Genomic DNA, 17,643 nt, shown 5'->3' with positions numbered 1-17,643 from the left:
CCGATTGCTGGAAAATTGACAGCAGCTTATGGTTGAAGCATAGCCATCGCCATAGTAGGAAGGAGTTGACACAATGCTCAAACTCAAAGCTTCACAATCGGAGCCGCTAGCAGCCCAAGTTCAAACCGTTAAGCATTCCTCATTAAGTATACTGCTCGCAAGAATCAAGAAAGACAAATATTTGCTTCTGTTATGCTTGCCGGGGTTGGTTTACTTTCTTATCTTTAAGTATCTTCCGATGTGGGGAGTGCTGCTTGCTTTCAAAAACTATCAGCCCTTCATCGGATTTTTCGGGAGCGAGTGGGTTGGGTTAGATAATTTCAGGCAATTTTTTCAGGATCCTGTTTTTTTTCGTTTGGTGAGAAATACGCTGCTGCTCGGTTTATATGATATGGTGTTCTTTTTTCCGGCTCCGATCATCCTGGCACTGCTGCTTAATGAAATTCGCAAATCCTTTTATAAACGTCTTATTCAAAGTCTCATCTATGTGCCGCATTTTATTTCGATGGTTATTGTAGCAAGTATTTCTTACCTTCTTTTAACAACGGAGGGCGGCGCTATAAACGAGATGGTCTATGGACTGACTGGCCAGAAAATGGAGTTTTTAACGAGTGAGCAATGGTTCCGGCCGCTTATCATTACGCAAAGTCTGTGGAAGGAGATGGGTTGGGGCACGATTATTTTCCTCGCAGCATTAGCTGGCGTAGATCAGGAGCAGTATGAGGCAGCTATCGTGGACGGGGCGAATAGATTCCGCCAAGTATGGCATATTACATTGCCCGCGATACGGGGGACGATAATAGTGCTGTTGATTTTGCGAATGGGCAATTTTTTGGACCGGGGGTTCGAACAGGTGCTGCTGATGAGCAATGCCCTCAATCGGCCTGTGGCCGAAGTATTCGACACCTACGTCTATACGCTTGGTATTACACAGGGAGCATTTAGCTACAGCACGGCGGTAGGTTTATTTAAGGCGATAATAGGTATTATTCTCGTATTTACATCCAACTACTTGGCCAAGCGGGCAGGTCATTCGGGCATATTCTAAAATAGGGGGAATTTTCGTGCGTCAAAGCTCACTGGGCGGGAAAATATTCGATACGGCGAATTACCTATTCCTTGCTGTTGTTGCTCTTATGATGATTTTGCCTGTTATGTATATTGTGGCAGGGTCGTTTGCTTCAGAAATCGAGATCGGCAGCAGGTCGTTTTTTCTCATCCCCAAGTCGTTTACTTTAAATGCTTACCAATATGTGTTTAAGGACAATGCATTGCCCCGCAGCTTGTTGGTCTCTGTTTTTGTTACGGTAGCGGGTACGATTGTCAACCTGTTTTTCACCTTCACGATGGCTTACGGTTTATCTCGCCGAAATATGGTTGGCCGAAATATAATGATGAATCTGATTGTATTTTCCATGGTATTCAGCGGGGGAATGATTCCTACGTATTTAATTGTCAAAAGCATGGGTTTGCTTAACTCCTATTGGGCTGTCATGCTGCCTACGGCAATCAATGCCTTTAATCTGATTGTGGTGAAATCATTTTTTCAAGAGATTCCTAATGAGCTTATCGAATCCGCACGAATAGACGGCTGCAATGATCTAGGTGTTTTGTGGAGAATTGTGCTTCCTTTATCTAAGCCGGTTATCGCCACCTTCGCACTCTTTTATGCGGTGCTACATTGGAATGATTTCTTTAATGCGCTGCTCTATTTAAGTGATTCCAAGATGTGGCCGATGCAGGTGCTGCTGCGACAAATGATTCTGCTGGCGTCCGGGGCGCTGGATATGTCGACTATGGACCTGACTTACGTCAAGCCTCCCGATCAATCGATCAAAATGGCCGTTGTGGTAGTCGGTACGCTGCCGATCCTGCTGGTGTATCCGTTTATTCAGAAGCATTTTGCCAAAGGGGTGCTGCTGGGTGCGGTAAAAGGTTGATGAGCGTTTGGATATACACTTACGGAACACTCAGTTCAGTCTTATGAAAACATAGAGGAGGAAATCATTATGAAACGGGTTCAAAATCAGAGAAGTTTTTACATCTCGGCGACTAGCGCAATTATAGCAGTAAGCGTAATTGCGGGCTGCAGCGGCACAAGTTCAAATACAGGCGCAGGGACAACTGGTACGGGCAGTACGGGGACAGCAAGCCAAAGTCCGGGCACGAAGCCCGCTGAGACCAAGACGAAGGAAGCTCCCTTCAAGATTAGTGTTATGTTGAAAAGCTTTTCCAATGATAACGCCTCACCGGATAGCAAAGTATGGAAGCAAGTCGAGGAGTATACCAATACAAAGCTGGATCTTCAATTTACACCCGATGCGAGCTATTTGGATAAAATGAACATTACGCTCGCTTCCGGTTCGATGCCTTCGGCTATTTTTGTAGTCAATGTGAAGCTCCCCGCGGTTGCCAATGCTATTAAAGGCGGCGCCTTCTGGGAAATTGGCCCTTACCTGAAGGACTATCCGAATCTTAGCAAGGCGAATCAGACTATTCTTAACAATACGTCGGTTAATGGCAAGTATTACGGACTTTATACAACTCGCCCAATAGGACGTATGGGTATTTCATACCGTAAGGATTGGCTGGATAATCTCGGCATGAAGGAACCGAAGACGATCGATGAATTTTACAATATGTTAAAAGCCTTTACTAACAATGACCCCGATCAGAATGGCAAAAACGATACGTACGGGATGGTCGCAACGAAATACCCGGGTCCGTGGGACATTATGCAGACGTGGTTCGGAGCGCCGAATAAATGGGGAGTCAAGGATGGCAAGCTCGTTCCCGCTCATCTGACTCCGGAGTATATGGAAGCGTTGAAGTTTTATAAAAAGCTGTACGATGAGAAGCTGGTGAACCAGGACTTTGCCGTCTATGATTCAGCCAAATGGAATGATCCGATTGTTAATGGCAAGGCTGGAGTTGCCGTTGACGTTGCTGACCGTTCCTATCAAATCGATGAAAAATTGAAAACCGTTGATCCCAAAGGAACGATAGATTTGATCGGAGCTGTAAGCGGGCCTACAGGGCTGCATAACCAACCGACAACCGGCTATGCAGGGGTGTTCCTGATTTCCAAATCAACAGTGAAAACAGAGGCTGAGCTTAGAAAGGTACTGGAATTTTTCGATAAAACGAACGATAAAGAAATGCAGGCTTTGCTTGGTTATGGGATAGAGGGAACTCATTATAAAATGGACAACGGAAAGCTCGTAACGATTCTGACCATCAACGATAACATGGGGCCTGATATAAACAACAAAAATTTGAATCAACTCTCGCTGCAAATTCCTTATATCATTCCTGAGCTGTTCAAGCCGTCTACTCCGCTGCGCATTAAAGCCAATGAAGTGATGAAGGAAAACGAGAAAATTATTGTTGCCAATCCGGCCGAACCGTTTACTTCCAATACCTTTACGCAAAAAGGCGCACAGCTGGATCAAATCGTGGAAGACGCGCGAGTTAAATTTATCGTAGGTAAAACAGACGAAGCCGGATTCAAAGCCGATATGGACTTGTGGAGAAAGAGTGGCGGCGACGATTATACGAAGGAAATGAACGAGGCTTATGCGGGTGTTAAAAAGTAAGTCTGACGATGAAAGCAATACGTGAATATTTATTAATTCGGGTGGTTACTACAGAAAAGGGATGGTACTCCACCGCTGTTGAAATTTAAGTTGTCTTTAATGTACCTTAAGGTAACAACTTAATTTCAAAGGCGGCCGTAAACTTTCCGTACCATTCCCTTTTTCCTCCGTAACCACATAAATAAATTTTCACGAAAATCTAATCATCAGACTTACTTTTAGGTAAAAGTAAAGGGAAGGAGAAGGTGCAAAGATGGCAGTAACAAGCAAGGGTAAAGGAACCATATGGGCCTCGGAGCGGCGCAGTTTTCAAGACCGGATTACCGGGGTGACAGTAACTCAATTGACGGATTATTGCTCGCACAGCTTTCATATTTATTTTACGAATAACGGGTTTTATGGGGAAGATAACGGCAAGCTGCTATTCGGCTCAGACCGGGGGAATGTTACCAATCTCTATAGTATGGATTTACAGGATGGGGTTATGACGCAGTTAACCGATCTGGAGCGAGGGCGTGGATCAAGGATTCAAGGGACTTTTCTTCACCCCAAGGGGTATGAAGCGTACTTTTATTATGATCGTGCTATTGTCGCTATTGACCTTCAGACATTAAAGGAACGTATTTTATATACGGTTCCAAGCGGCTATAATTTTGGCAGTATGAGCTGTACGGCAGACGGGCAATGGGTGTGCTTCGGTCTGAATGAGGATTACTCTAGCCGTCTTCACATGGATATGTCCAACGGCTACACGGGTTTTGAGCAATATTTTAGCGCCAAGCCGCATTGCATGATCATGGCCGTTTCGACAACGGATGGTATGGTCAAGCAACTTCATGAGGATCAGCTTTGGCTCGGTCATGTCAATACTTCTCCGACACAGCCGCATTTGCTTACATTTTGCCATGAAGGCCCTTGGGAGCAGATCGATCACCGGATATGGGTATTGGATATGGAAACCGGCAGCCATTGGAAGGTTAGAGACACGCTGAAGAATGAATATGTAGGCCATGAATATTGGATGGCGGACGGTATTCATATTGGTTACCATGGATTTACCAATTCTTTATCCGATCATACCGGTAAAATCATTGGAGCTGTCCACTATGATAATAGCGACCTTGAAGAATATAGCTTTCCGTTTCAAAATATGCACGTTCACTCCAATGATTTAAAGCTTGTGGTGGGTGACGGTCAGCAATCGGGAGCTTATCATGGCCAGCAGCTTCAGGATACGCTGCAGCTGTGGCGTAATGACGGCTCGGGCTTTGAAGGTCCTCGTGTGTTGTGCAAGCACCGTGGCAGCTTTCATACACAAACCTTGCATGTCCACCCAAGATTAAGTCCTGATCGTAAACACGTTCTTTTTACGAGCGACATGTCGGGTTACGGCAATCTTTATATGGTTGACGTTCCTGAGTTTGAATCGCTTCCTGAGATTCCGATTGATGAGAGATGATTCTTTTCAAGAACACCATAGCGTATACAATAGCGGCCTAATCTAAACAACTTGATTAACTAATAGCAGCAGCCGGTGACCCGTTCACTGGCTGCTTGGTGTGATGAATTTGACAGGAAGGGGAAAAGCTTGTAAACTACTAATAGTAAATATTACACTTAACATTTGGACTGAGCAAGGGAGCTGAGCTGAAGAGTTCGGTTTTATTAATGCGGTATAATAGTAATTATTACACATAAAGGAGTGCTGTGCAATGGACCAACAAAAAATTCCGGTTGCTGTATTAAGCGGATATTTGGGGGCGGGGAAAACAACCGTATTGAATCACATTTTAAGCAATCGCAATGGATTGAGAGTGGCGGTAATCGTTAACGATTTAAGTGAGGTTAATGTGGATGCGGAGTTAATCAAAGATGGTGGCGGGCTTTCACGTACGGAGGAAGCATTGGTCGAGATGTCCAATGGATGCATCTGCTGTACGTTGAGGGAAGATCTGCTGCGTGAAGTAGAGAAGCTGGCTAAACAAAATCGGTTTGATTACATACTCATAGAATCAACCGGTGTCAGTGAACCTGTTCCTGTTGCGCAAACCTTTACCTATATGGATGATGAGCACGGTATTGATTTGTCACAGTTTTGCCGTCTGGATAGCATGATAACTGTTGTTGATGCTTATCGGTTCTGGAGCGATTTCTCCTCGGGAGAAACATTGCTGGAGCGTAAACAAGCTGCGAATGAAGACGATAAACGCGAAGTCGTGGATTTGTTAATAGATCAGATTGAGTTTTGCGATGTGCTGATTCTTAACAAATGCGATAGGATCAGCGAGGATGAATTGAATGAATTGGAAGGTGTTCTTCGTACCCTTCAGCCTCGGGCCAGATTGATTCGCGCTTCACATGGTAAAGTAGATCCGGCGGAAATCCTGCATACGGGCTTGTTTGATTTTGAAGAAGCCAGTGCGTCTGCAGGCTGGATTAGAGAAATGGAGAAGCCAGTCCATATTCCAGAAACGGAGGAGTACGGAATTGCTTCGTTCGTCTACGAGCGGACCAAACCGTTTCACTCCGGCAGACTCATGGAATGGATGGTTAATTGGCCGGAGGAAATTGTCCGTTCGAAGGGCACAGTATGGCTCGCGACACGCAATGATATGGGGCAGAGCTTAAGCCAGGCCGGACCTTCGATCCGCTTTGGTCCATCTGGCTATTGGGTGGCCGCGCTTCCTGAACAGGAAAGGCAAGAAATACTTCAGGATGAAAGTGAAGTATTCGAGCATTGGGATCCGGAGTACGGTGATCGATTAAATAAAATTGTGTTTATTGGCATAGATATGGATCGTGCCAAGATTGTTTCTTCTTTGGATGAATGCTTGCTGACTGAGCTGGAGATGAAGATGAACTGGAGCAGCTTTCCTGATGATTTCCCTGCCGTGGAGACTAACCAACAGGAAGAAGTTGTTCATTAATGTAAAGACGTCAAGAAATGACGTACCCCATGATCAAGGGGGATTTTTAACGGCGTAGCTGCGCTGCGACGAGCCTGGAGGATTTTGTACGGAACGAAGAGTTCCGTTATTCCATCAGCCGGCTCTAATTTAAGGAGATAGCGGAAGTGGGAATTCCGTTATGTTGGTCGAATTGGACATTTATGCATAAAAACAGAGGGATAACGGAACTGGCGCTTCCGTTATCCCTCTGTTTTTTGTGCTTTCCGGCTGATAAAGGAACTATTACTTCCGCATCGCCCTTCACTTTCGTTGATTCAGTTTGTCGCCGCCAATGAACCGCCAGCTCACTTTTACCCGCGACTTTGACCGTATATAAAATCTTCACATCCATTTTACAGAGCGATAACAAAGCGGTGATAAGATGATTTTATATTAGTCCAATGATTTTACTAAATAATTCGAGGTGAATGTATGACTGCTGCCAAGCTTCGGGAGCATGCCGCTGGTTATGTATTGCTGCTTCCCGCCCTGCTAATTTTATTTGTCTTTGTTGTCATTCCTATCTTTTATAGTGCCGGATTAAGTCTACTTTCTTGGGACATGATGCGTCCGGCGCCGACTTTTATCGGTTTGGACAATTACGTAAATCTATTTCAGAATGACAGCTTCTACAACACCCTCTTTCGGACTCTACTCTATGCTGTCATGACCGTGCCTGCTTCCATGATCCTTGCTCTTGCCTTTGCTCTATTGCTGGATAAAGGGCTGCGTTGGTTGCTGACGGTTTACCGTTCGCTCTTTTTCGCACCGATCGTCACATCGACAGTTGCCATCTCCGTTGTATGGATGTTCATCTACCATCCCGATTACGGCTTGGCCAATTCAATGATGAAATGGCTGGGCTTTGAACCGCTGCGTTGGCTGAATGATTCTAGCACGGCGCTGATTTCACTGGCTATCATGGCTATCTGGAAGCATATCGGATTTTGCGTCATTATTTATTTGGCTGGGCTGCAAGGTATTCCAAACGATGTGGAGGAGGCGGCCAAGGTTGACGGTGCCGGACTTATGAGGATCCTGCTCTGTATCAAACTTCCGCTGTTGACTCCCACGATATTTTTCCTGCTTATTTATTTGACCATCGAGCAGCTGCAAACCTTCACCCAGATTGATGTTATGACCAAGGGCGGGCCTGCGGGGAGCACGGAGCTTATTGTTATGCATCTTTGGAATTATGCGTTTGAGCGGTTCCAGATGGGCTATGCCTCAGCGATTGCGATGGTCCTGCTTGGCATCATATTACTGCTTACCTGGATCCAGATGAGGTTTGTCGGGAGCAAGGTGCATTATCAATAACAAAGGAGGCTGCGGTTCGTGAGTGTATCAACAAAAAAACTTGGAAACATGACTGCTCGCCATAAGTGGAAAACCGATGTAAAAATGACAACAAAGCTGCCCAAGCATGCCGTTGTCCTGCTGAAGCATACATTGCTGATTGGCGCTTCTCTGGTGATGGGGTTTCCGTTTCTATGGATGATTCTTGGCTCGCTTAAAATGCCTGATGAAATTTTCTCTGGGGACATTCTGGCACTGCCCAGCTCATTTCGCTGGGACAATTATGTGCAGGCATGGCACAGAGCGCCGTTTGATCGTTTCTTTATGAACAGCTTGATCGTCTCCGTCAGTACGGTGATCGGGCAGCTTATCACCTGCAGTATGGCGGCCTATGCATTTGCCTGCGTGCAGTTTAAAGGCAAAAATGCGTTGTTTCTGGCATTTATAGCGACAACGATGATTCCCTTTGAATCAACGATGATTCCTTCTTACTTGGTTGTAAAATCATTCGGTTTGATCGACACGCATCTGGCTATGATATTACCCGGCTTGACGAGTGTGTTCGGGATTTTCCTGATGCGGCAGTTCTTCTTGACCATTCCCAGAGATTTGCTGGATGCGGCCAAAATCGATGGCTGTTCTCATTTCTCCATTCTTTTGCGCATAGTGGCGCCTTTGTCTCAAACGATTTCGGCCACGTTAAGCCTATTTGCTTTTATTCATGCATGGAACAACTATTTGTGGCCGCTTCTCGTAACCAACAGCACCAATATGCGTACGGTCCAAATTGGTTTGCGCTACATGATTGATAAAGAGCTCGGAACGCAATGGCCTCAGCTGCTCGCAGCGTCTACCTTTATTATTTTACCGATTCTCGTGTTGTTCTTGTTTCTTCAAAAATATTTTGTTCGCGGCATGGTCACCAGCGGGCTTAAGTAGTCCGGCTGACATACAAATTTCTAGGAGGATGGAAAAAAACATGAAAAAAACATTGGCAGTTCTAGTAGCGGCATCATTGGCGGTTGTATCCGGATGTGGAGGAGGAGGCACAGCAGGATCAGGTTCAGGAGCAGGAGGTCAGGAAACGGCAGGGTCGGCACAAAAGGGAGAGGCGAAAGCCCCGTCCGCCGGACCGGTTACGTTGAAGCTGTGGACTACGGAAAAGGATGCTTTGAAAAGCTACCTGGATGCTTTTCACGCAGCTAATGCTAATATTAAGGTAGAAGCGGAATTTATGGGCGATTATGATGAAATGGCGAAGAAGGTTCAGGCAGGTATAGTTTCGAACAGCTTGCCGCATCTCGTACAGCTCGGCCAGCGCCACGCCATTCCACAAATTGCAGACAGCGGCAAGCTGCTGCCGATTGAAAGCTTCATGACCAAGGAAGAGATCGCAGACATTTTGCCTGGCTTCTGGCAGCGTTACACGTATAAGGATAAAAAGTGGGTCATTCCATTCCAAAGCAGCACTCCGGTTATGTATTATAATAAAACGATGCTGGATAAACAGGGCTTGAAGGTGCCGGATACTTGGGACGAGCTGATTGAGACCGGCAAAAAGGTGAGCGGCAACGGTGTGTGGGGCTTAAACTTGAACAGCGACAGTCCTTGGTATTTCCAGCCTATGGTTTGGAACCGTGGCGGTCAGATGATCAAACCGGATGGAACACCTAATGTGAACGGTAAGGAAGCGGTCGAAACTCTGAAGTCGATTCAAGACGCGGTCCATGTCTCACATATTATGCCTCAAAATCAAATCAAAACGTCAGGCGAAGATTTCGCGGCAGGCAAGCTTGCCATGCTGATGAGGTCTGGAGCGAGCTTAGCTGCATTGAAAAAGCAAATAGGCGATAAATTCGAGATCGGTGTTGCTTTTTTACCTAAAGTTAAAGAGCGTTGGGTACCGATTGGCGGCAACGGCTTAGGTATTTTCAAATCAGACAAGGCTCATGAAGAAGCGGCATGGAAATTAGTTTCCTTCTTAACGAGTGCTGAGATTACAGCGAAAAATTCGATGGAAACCGGCTATATCCCAGTCAAGAAAGCAGCGTTTGAACTGCCTGATTTCAAGCAGCATTTGACCAAGGATCCCAATTTCAAAGTGGCGATAGATCAAACGCAATATCTTAGAGGAGAAGGGATTCATCCGGCGGATGCGTTAATTTGGTCCGGGGTGATCAAAGCGATAGAAACTGTCCATAACGATCCAAAGGCGGATCCGCAAAAGGTCATGGATAAGCTGCAGACGGAGATCGTCGAATACATGAAAACGTATAAGTAACAATCACAAAACAAACAGCTCAGAGCGGCATCGGCGGAGCAATTCACGCCGATGCCGTTGTGGTCAAAAGGAGAATTTTTCGTGGGTATAATTATGAACCTGGCACATCGAGGAGCATCGGAATATGCTCCTGAAAATACATTAGCGGCTTTTTACAAAGGATTGGAGATGGGGGCTCATGGCTTGGAAACCGATCTGCGGATGTCCAAGGATGGAGTTGTATTTTTGCATCATGACGATCAGCTAGACCGCACGACTGACAGTACGGGCAGTCCTGCCAGGCTTACGTGGAAGGAATTGCAGGAGCTTGATGCGGGAGCATGGTTTTCACCTGTATATGTGGGGGAACGGCTCGTCAGCCTGGATACGTTCCTTCATATTTTTGGGCGTAAACCAGTCCGGCTTGTTTTGGAGCTTAAAGAGCCTGGATTGGAGAAAATGGTTATTCATTCTCTGGAAGAACAAGGGCTATTAGGGAAAGTAACGATTACATCCTTTCAATATGATATTTTGCAGGCGGTTCGGCAGTATAATGGAGCAGTCCGAATTGGATACTTAGTACAGCAATGGGATGAGGAGAAGCTGGAGCGCCTGAGGGAGCTGAAGGCGCAGCAGCTTTGTCCCCGAGCTGAGACGGTAACAGAAGAGAATGTCCGAGCCATTAAACAGCACGGGTTTGAGGTTCGGGCCTGGAAAGTAAGCAGCGAAGCTCTTATGAAGCACTGCCTAAGTTGCGGCGTTGACGGAATGACGGTCAATTTTCCGGATAAGCTGTCCGATGCTCTGAGGGATATGGTATAATAATCGGCAAATTGCAGGTGTAACCGGAGGTTGGACAGTGACAGTGCGTATCAAACCAGACAGCAACAGCAACAGCCATCAACGGATGAAGCAGGAGAACCGGGTTCAGGTTCTGACGCTGCTGCATCAGGAGCCGCTCCTTTCAAGAGTTGAATTGGCTGAAAGGACGGGCTTAACGAAGCAAACGGTGACCAACATTATTCAGGAGCTGCTGACTCAAGATCTGGTCATGGAAGCTTCGACCCGTGAGGCCGACAGCGCCGGACGTAGGCCCATCCTGCTGCGGCTGCGGGGAGAGACGCTGCTGTCGGCAGGCATTCAAGTTACCCGCAGCCATATCCGCGGTCTGATTTTAAATCATGATGCGCTTGTCCTTTACGAAGCTCAAGTGTCTTTGGATTCCTCGCTCATGGATAGGGATGATTGTGGAGCGTATGTAGTTTCCAGTATTCGAGGCATGATCCATCGATTGCTTGGGGAGCTGCCTGGAGAAGGCCACTTTCTAGGCATAGGCATCGGACTTCAGGGCATTATCGACGGGAGCGGGGGGATAGTGAAGTTTTCCCGTTATTTAAAGCTGTTCGATTATCCTATGGAAGAAATATTCCGCTCAGAGTTTCCGTTTCCCATTTGTGTCGACAATCTGGTACGGGCTTTTGCCGCGGGGGAGGTATGGTTCCACAATCGGAGAGAATTGAAGCATGTATTATGTGTCTATCTGGATCAAGCAGTGGGCGGAGCTATTCTGGTTGACGGCAAGCTGTATACCGGCAGCGACTGGCAGGCGGCCAAGTTCGGGCACACGAAGGTCGTACGAGGCGGCAAGCTGTGCCGCTGCGGCAAGAAGGGCTGCCTGGAAGCGCATATATCGATTCCGGTTATTTTGTCGCAGTTAGGACATCGATATTCAACAATGGATGAGCTGGTGCTTCATATGGAGAGTGAGGAAGTACGGCAGCTGATGGATGAGGCAGGCCGTCATTTGGGCTTTGCACTTGGAAATGCTATCAATTTACTCAATCCGGAGTGTGTCATTATCGGAGGGGAACTAACGAAAGCGGGTCCATGGTTCGAGCGCGCTATGCGGGAAGAAATGGTGGAAACGATCAGTATTCCGAATGATCGCACCCCGGTCTTCATAACTCATTACGATCAAAATAACGGCAGCATTGGCGCTGCGGCACTTGTCTTTAACCGCTGGATTAGGGAGCCTGCACAAATGAATGCAGCGGAAGTTAAGGCGTGGGCCAAGATGCAGCAATGAAAACGGAAGGCTTCGATTCTTTTTGCGAACAGCAGGACGTTGACAAAAAGGATGGAAGCTTGTAAGATGCTAATAAATCGTAAAATTTACTTATAATTGAGGAGGTGAAAAGCATGAGAGTTATTGTTACTTTGGCTTGCACAGAAACCGGAGATCGCAATTACACAACAACGAAAAATAAAAGGAATCAAACGGGGCGAATGGAGCTTTATAAATATTGCCCTCGCCTGAAGCGGCATACGCTGCACCGGGAAACAAGATAATTCAAGCAGGTTTAGGCCACTCACTGTCGGCAGCACAACCTCGGAGTGGGTTTGCTGCCGATAGCAAAGGCTTCTCGATTGACACTGGTATAATCGTGCTACGACTGTTTCCGTATGAATCTGTGATCTGTGATCTGCAACTGCAAAATCCTCCTCAGCTATGAGGGGGATCTTTGCTGCATCATCATATCCAAAATATGCTTGGCGGCCACAGATAGTGGAGTGCCTTTTAAAGTAACAATACCTACTTTTCTTGGTGGAATCGGGGTTTTCAGTCGAATTTCGTACAGGCTGCCTTCAGCAAGCTCATGCGAGACAAAGTCTTTGATTACACAGGCTATTCCAAATCCGCTCCGAGCAAAGTCGACCAGCAGATCAATGCTTCCGAGTTCAATTTCCGGCTTGATCGTAAGGCTCTGGGATTCGGCGAAGGTATCGATGTAGGTACGGATGCTGCTTCCTTTTTCAAGCAAAATGATGGGCTGCTGAAGTAATGCTTCCAGCGAAATCAGGGTTTCCGACAAATATTTATGCTTTACTCCGGCCACGAAGCAATCTGTAATTGGAATGCTCTCTTGAACATTGATTTTGTTATCGGTTTGAGCCAAGGGGAGATTAATGATTCCCAAATCGATTTTTCCTTCTTTTAGAAGGGTGACCGTTTCTGCCGTTGTCCGGTTCGTTACTTGAATTTTGATGCTCGGGTATGCTTCATGATAGCTTTGCAGATGCGGCAAGAGATAGTGCCTGCATAATGTATCTCCGGCTCCGATTTTAATTTCACCCTCGACAAGCTGATGCATTTCGGCAATTTTTCGTTCCCCATTACTAATGAAATGATAAGCCTGTTCAATATATTTGAACAACACCTCGCCTTCGGCGGTCAAGTTGACTCCCTTGGAAGTACGAATGAACAGCTGTCCGCCCAGCTTGCTCTCCAGCTGTTTAATGGAATGCGTTACAGCGGGCTGTGTGATGAATAGCTCTTCGGCTGCTTTGGATAAGCTGCCTGCTTTTGCAGTGAAATAAAAAACGCGGTACCACTCCATATTATGGATCATAGGCTGCTCCTTCATGATATTAGATGTACTTATATCTAATATAAATAATATTCATTATTTTTATATGATTAATTTTATTATACTTATCCCTGTAAGCTATTTCAAACGAAAAGAGGGATAAGATATGACAGTTACAGCCATTGTGGGGGCGAACTGGGGCGATGAAGGGAAAGGTAAAGTAACGGATGTGCTAGCGGCCAAAGCGCGGTATGTGGTCAGGTATCAAGGAGGCAGCAACGCGGGGCACACGATTATAAACCAATTCGGGAAATTCGCTTTGCATTTGCTTCCATCGGGTGTTTTTTATCCGCAAACGGTTAATGTCATTGGTCCTGGTGTTGCACTAAATATAGATAACCTGTTAGGTGAAATTGATCAACTGCTGGCAAGAGGTGTGCCTGAGCCTAAGCTTCGTGTTTCTGATCGGGCTCAGATTGTGCTTCCCTATCACATCATGTTTGACTCCCTGGAGGAGGAGCGGCTGGGGGACCGGAGGTTTGGCTCTACCAAGCAGGGGATCGCACCTTTTTATGCGGATAAATATGTGAAACGCGGCATTCAGGTGGCTGATTTGTATAACGAAGAGAGACTTAGAGCCCAGATCGAGGCCTCATTGGAGTCGAAAAATGTGCTGCTGGAGCATTTGTATAAGAAGCCACCTATTGATGCAAAAGAAGTTATCTCCGGTTTGCTGAAGCAGGCGGAGCGTTTGAAGCCGTATGTGAGTGACACAACTACCCTCTTACACAATGCATTGGAGCAAGGAGAACAAATTTTGGTTGAAGGTCAGCTAGGTGCGCTTCGGGATCCGGACCACGGCATCTATCCTTACTCCACTTCATCATCAACATTAGCCGGATTTGCAGCTGTCGGCGCAGGCGTTCCACCGCATTCGATCAAGCAGGTCGTAACGGTGGTAAAAGCCTATTCGAGCTGCGTAGGGGAAGGTCCGTTTGTAAGCGAAATTAACGGTACTCCAGCCGATGAGCTTCGTATACGTGGCGGCGATGCAGGAGAATTTGGAGCAACGACCGGCCGTCCTCGGCGGATGGGATGGTTTGATGCGGTAGCGACAAGGTACGGCTGCATGCTTCAAGGAACTACGGAGATTGCTCTGACCAATCTGGATGTGCTTGGATATTTGGATGAAATCCCGGTATGTACAGCCTATCGTATTGATGGAGAGATTACGGATCGGTTCCCTGTTACATCCGAGCTCTATCGATGTGAACCCGTCTTGGAAATGCTGCCCGGCTGGAAAACGGATATTTCCAACGTTCGGCAATTTAGCGATTTACCTGTGAATGCACAAAACTATGTACTGCACATTGAGAAATGGATAGGGAAGCCCGTACGTTGGGTATCGATTGGTCCGAAACGCGAGCAGATGATTGAGCGGTAAGCTCATTTTTGAAAATGGGAATAAAGCCCTTTCGGCTATAAGGGCTGTCCTCTTGGCTGTGATTCAAAGGAAATAGATGGAAATGCTCACGTTAATCCAGCCCGGATATCGTTTGAAATCAATCTAGCTGGAAAAACTACTGCTAATATATGTAATATCGATGATGGCAGCCGAAATACGTTGAATTAGCATGAGAAATTCCAGCTATAGGGTCAGAAGCTCTATTTTTCGGAGCAATTAACCCGACATTTTCCTGATATTTGCCTGGGGTTCGCTAGGCTGCCCATAAAATATGCAAAAGAACCTTCAAAATCCACGGTTAATATTGGAATTGAGGGTTCTTTTGCAATTCTATATTCAGGATAAAGTGGTGGAAGGGCTGTCCCAAAGATGTTTAGGACAGCCCTTCTGGCAGGATGACTTTTTGTTTGTTTACTCAAATTGCATTAGGCAAGTGTTTGAGGTTACACAGTCACCCAAGGGTTCGTACGGCTGCGAAGATTTGCTACACTTATTCCGGCCCCACCTGCAGAGGCAAGCTTTGCTTCCACTGCTTTCAACCGAACACCTTGTTTTGTTAAGTATCGCTTGTTGGATAACCTTTTTCAGCGATTGACTGGAATGGTCATTTCAAGCTCTTTCGTGTAATCCGGCAAGGGGAGCTCTCTTGTCACTAAAGTCAGCTTTTGCTTAGGGAGAAACGCTGGAAATTCGCGGACAAACGAATATTGAATAGGATCAACAACTTCGGTAGGCTTATCTAGAAGAAGATATTTTTGGCCAGCTTCATCCTCAATCCATAATTGTGTTCCTTGAAGATGAGGTTGAACGCCCACAGCTCTGTAATGAACCTTTGTTTTATCGTTTAGCAGTTCGACTTTAGTAACTAGCAAATGTCCGATATCTCCTTGGGGCAGCACTATCGGAAGCTCCGGATCAGGTGATCGGTCCAAGGGGATGCGATTTTCCTTAAGGGGAGCGGCAACCTGCTGCTCATCCACCGGGCGGACGGTAACGTATCCGGGAATTCCGGCGGCTGGACCGAATCTCTGCTTATAATCCATGACGATATATTCGCCTTCCGTATATCCTCCGCCGCTACCGCCAAAACGTTCCAGAACGATTCCTTTATCATCGATTATGTCGTAATTAATGAATTTCTCCGATTTAACAGGCTGTTTGATCTTAACATCCAGCTCGGTAGAACTAGGTGTAAATATAATTTTTTTGACGGTCAGCGTAATATCCCCGTGCGTTTTCGTAACCATCGGCATGACTGCTTTGTTGTTGCTTGCCATCTTTTTAACCGGAAATTGAAATGTCCATTTCCCTTCTATATTGCCTATTGTAAGTACGGTCATGGTAAGCTCAAAATTGCCAGGAAGCTCATCCTCCGGGGATACATTAATAACTCCAGCATAGGTATGCTCATCAATACGGCTGCCAGACCCGCTGCTTGGGTAATGAACCGGCTTCCCGTTGATCTCAAATGCCACATTGTTCAACTCCATAATTCCGTTGGGAGCTTGCTGCACATAACCGATGGTAAGTCGGGAATCGTCATACATCACTTCGGATACTTTAATTGTAATTCCTTGATCTGTAACGGCTTGGTTAACTTCTGTGACCATACCTTTTTCATCCGCGATTTTCAAGCCGAAGTCACCGGCCAGTTTGAACACCGATTCAATGCCGGGAACCTGCCTCAGGGCAGCTGCCATCTCGGGTGACAGGAAGGCAGAGCCAATGATGACCCCTATCATCACTACTGCGGCTGCTGATCCAACAGACAGTACATGACGCAACCTTCTGCTGCGTTTATCCAGTTTATCCGGCAAAGCGGATAGCGTTGCATCAATCCGCTTGCGAACGGCATCAGGGAGGTCCGCGGGATGCTCCTCCATTACTTTTAGCAGCTCGGCGTCTAAATTAACAGGATTCATAACCGATCCTCCTTTCATCAGGTCCTTGCAAACATTCAGCCAAGATGATTCTGGCACGGTGGAGTCTGGATTTGATCGTCCCTTCCGGCGTTTCCAGCAGCTGCGAGATTTGCTTGAGTGGGATATCCTCGAAATAATGCAGCGTGACCACCAGTTTAAGTGCTTCCTCCAACCGGTTGACCGCCTCTATCAAATCGATATTTTCGTAGGTATCCTGTGTAGAAGCCTCGTTCACGAAAGCCTCGGAAGAGGGGAAGAGCCGACTCTCCTTGCGTAATATTTGGTTGCATTCGTTGATGAGGATGCGAAATAGCCATGTCTTGAAAAAGGCCGGTTCACGTAAAGTGTGAATAGCGTGATAAGCCTTTAATATCGTTTCCTGGATAGCGTCCGCACAATCCTCCTCCCGTTTTACAATGGACCGGGCGACACGGTAAAGATTCAATTCCATGGCATGGATGAGTCGACTGAATGCATCCTTGTCTCCTTTTCTTGCGAGCTTGATATCATGCTCCAATTCATTCACATCGATTAGCCCCCTGAAAGTTTTTCGTAGAAAAAGCTGGCGCTGCAAGCTGAGTTTCTGTTGAAAACTGCTTCCTAAGCAGTTGCCCGCTTTTCGTTCTATGGATTAGATGGAGAACCAGCCGATCAGGTTCATGAAGCTGCGATAAAATTTGGTACAAGCATTTTAACATGCCTTGCAGATTATAGGTCATGTGAAAATATGCTTTCACCTTATTATTTATTTGTTGTACAGTATATAAAGTTAAAAGGGATTGTTTAGG

The 17,643-nt window shown here is 46.3% G+C and carries 15 protein-coding genes; 12 read left to right on the top strand and 3 right to left on the bottom strand.

What is annotated here, in order from left to right:
- Nucleotides 1-73 precede the first annotated feature (73 nt).
- From ACFQ0C_RS06650 to rpmG, 11 genes are all read left to right on the top strand, one after another.
- A complete protein-coding gene (locus ACFQ0C_RS06650; RefSeq protein WP_379365157.1) occupies nt 74-1,048 on the top strand; it encodes an ABC transporter permease in 975 nt (324 codons plus the stop codon).
- A gap of 1 nt (nt 1,049) precedes the next feature.
- Entirely contained in the window at nt 1,050-1,940 is an 891-nt protein-coding gene (locus ACFQ0C_RS06645; protein ID WP_379365258.1) for a carbohydrate ABC transporter permease, read from the top strand.
- Between the two features lie 69 nt (nt 1,941-2,009).
- The gene (locus tag ACFQ0C_RS06640) at nt 2,010-3,596 is read left to right on the top strand and encodes an extracellular solute-binding protein (protein ID WP_379365154.1); all 1,587 of its coding nucleotides are present in this window, start codon (nt 2,010-2,012) and stop codon (nt 3,594-3,596) included.
- Nucleotides 3,597-3,849: 253 nt separating this feature from the next.
- Complete coding sequence (locus ACFQ0C_RS06635; protein ID WP_379365152.1) at nt 3,850-5,055, top strand: oligogalacturonate lyase family protein; 1,206 nt, start codon at nt 3,850-3,852, stop codon at nt 5,053-5,055.
- Between the two features lie 253 nt (nt 5,056-5,308).
- Nucleotides 5,309-6,523: a GTP-binding protein gene (locus ACFQ0C_RS06630; RefSeq protein ID WP_379365150.1), complete on the top strand. Its 1,215-nt coding sequence runs from the start codon at nt 5,309-5,311 to the stop codon at nt 6,521-6,523.
- Between the two features lie 453 nt (nt 6,524-6,976).
- A complete protein-coding gene (locus tag ACFQ0C_RS06625; protein ID WP_379365148.1) occupies nt 6,977-7,861 on the top strand; it encodes a carbohydrate ABC transporter permease in 885 nt (294 codons plus the stop codon).
- Between the two features lie 18 nt (nt 7,862-7,879).
- The gene (locus tag ACFQ0C_RS06620) at nt 7,880-8,779 is read left to right on the top strand and encodes a carbohydrate ABC transporter permease (protein ID WP_379365146.1); all 900 of its coding nucleotides are present in this window, start codon (nt 7,880-7,882) and stop codon (nt 8,777-8,779) included.
- 40 nt (nt 8,780-8,819) lie between these two features.
- Nucleotides 8,820-10,121, top strand: coding sequence for an ABC transporter substrate-binding protein (locus ACFQ0C_RS06615; protein WP_379365144.1), 1,302 nt, complete (start codon nt 8,820-8,822; stop codon nt 10,119-10,121).
- A gap of 81 nt (nt 10,122-10,202) precedes the next feature.
- Nucleotides 10,203-10,922 carry a glycerophosphodiester phosphodiesterase gene (locus ACFQ0C_RS06610; protein ID WP_379365142.1) on the top strand — a complete coding sequence of 240 codons (720 nt, stop codon included), beginning with the start codon at nt 10,203-10,205 and terminating at the stop codon, nt 10,920-10,922.
- A gap of 37 nt (nt 10,923-10,959) precedes the next feature.
- Nucleotides 10,960-12,186: an ROK family transcriptional regulator gene (locus tag ACFQ0C_RS06605; RefSeq protein WP_379365140.1), complete on the top strand. Its 1,227-nt coding sequence runs from the start codon at nt 10,960-10,962 to the stop codon at nt 12,184-12,186.
- A gap of 113 nt (nt 12,187-12,299) precedes the next feature.
- Nucleotides 12,300-12,449: a 50S ribosomal protein L33 gene (rpmG, locus tag ACFQ0C_RS06600; RefSeq protein WP_171650943.1), complete on the top strand. Its 150-nt coding sequence runs from the start codon at nt 12,300-12,302 to the stop codon at nt 12,447-12,449.
- A gap of 158 nt (nt 12,450-12,607) precedes the next feature.
- Here the strand turns inward: rpmG and ACFQ0C_RS06595 are convergent, their stop codons facing one another.
- On the bottom strand, nt 12,608-13,510 hold the full coding sequence (locus tag ACFQ0C_RS06595; RefSeq protein ID WP_379365137.1) for a LysR family transcriptional regulator: 903 nt from the start codon (nt 13,508-13,510) through the stop codon (nt 12,608-12,610).
- Between the two features lie 124 nt (nt 13,511-13,634).
- Between ACFQ0C_RS06595 and ACFQ0C_RS06590 the strand changes: the two genes are divergently transcribed.
- Entirely contained in the window at nt 13,635-14,912 is a 1,278-nt protein-coding gene (locus ACFQ0C_RS06590) for an adenylosuccinate synthase (RefSeq protein ID WP_379365135.1), read from the top strand.
- Between the two features lie 605 nt (nt 14,913-15,517).
- Here ACFQ0C_RS06590 and ACFQ0C_RS06585 read toward each other — a convergent pair.
- Complete coding sequence (locus tag ACFQ0C_RS06585) at nt 15,518-16,855, bottom strand: DUF4179 domain-containing protein (RefSeq protein WP_379365133.1); 1,338 nt, start codon at nt 16,853-16,855, stop codon at nt 15,518-15,520.
- Nucleotides 16,842-17,381, bottom strand: a complete 540-nt coding sequence (locus ACFQ0C_RS06580) for a sigma-70 family RNA polymerase sigma factor (RefSeq protein ID WP_379365131.1) — start codon at nt 17,379-17,381, stop codon at nt 16,842-16,844. The genes ACFQ0C_RS06585 and ACFQ0C_RS06580 overlap by 14 nt, the downstream gene beginning before the upstream one ends.
- Between the last annotated feature and the right edge of the window lie 262 nt (nt 17,382-17,643).

This window comes from Paenibacillus sp. GCM10027630, assembly GCF_042676305.1.
GTDB lineage: Bacteria > Bacillota > Bacilli > Paenibacillales > NBRC-103111 > Paenibacillus_S.
This window is presented reverse-complemented; position numbering and strand designations above follow the sequence as displayed.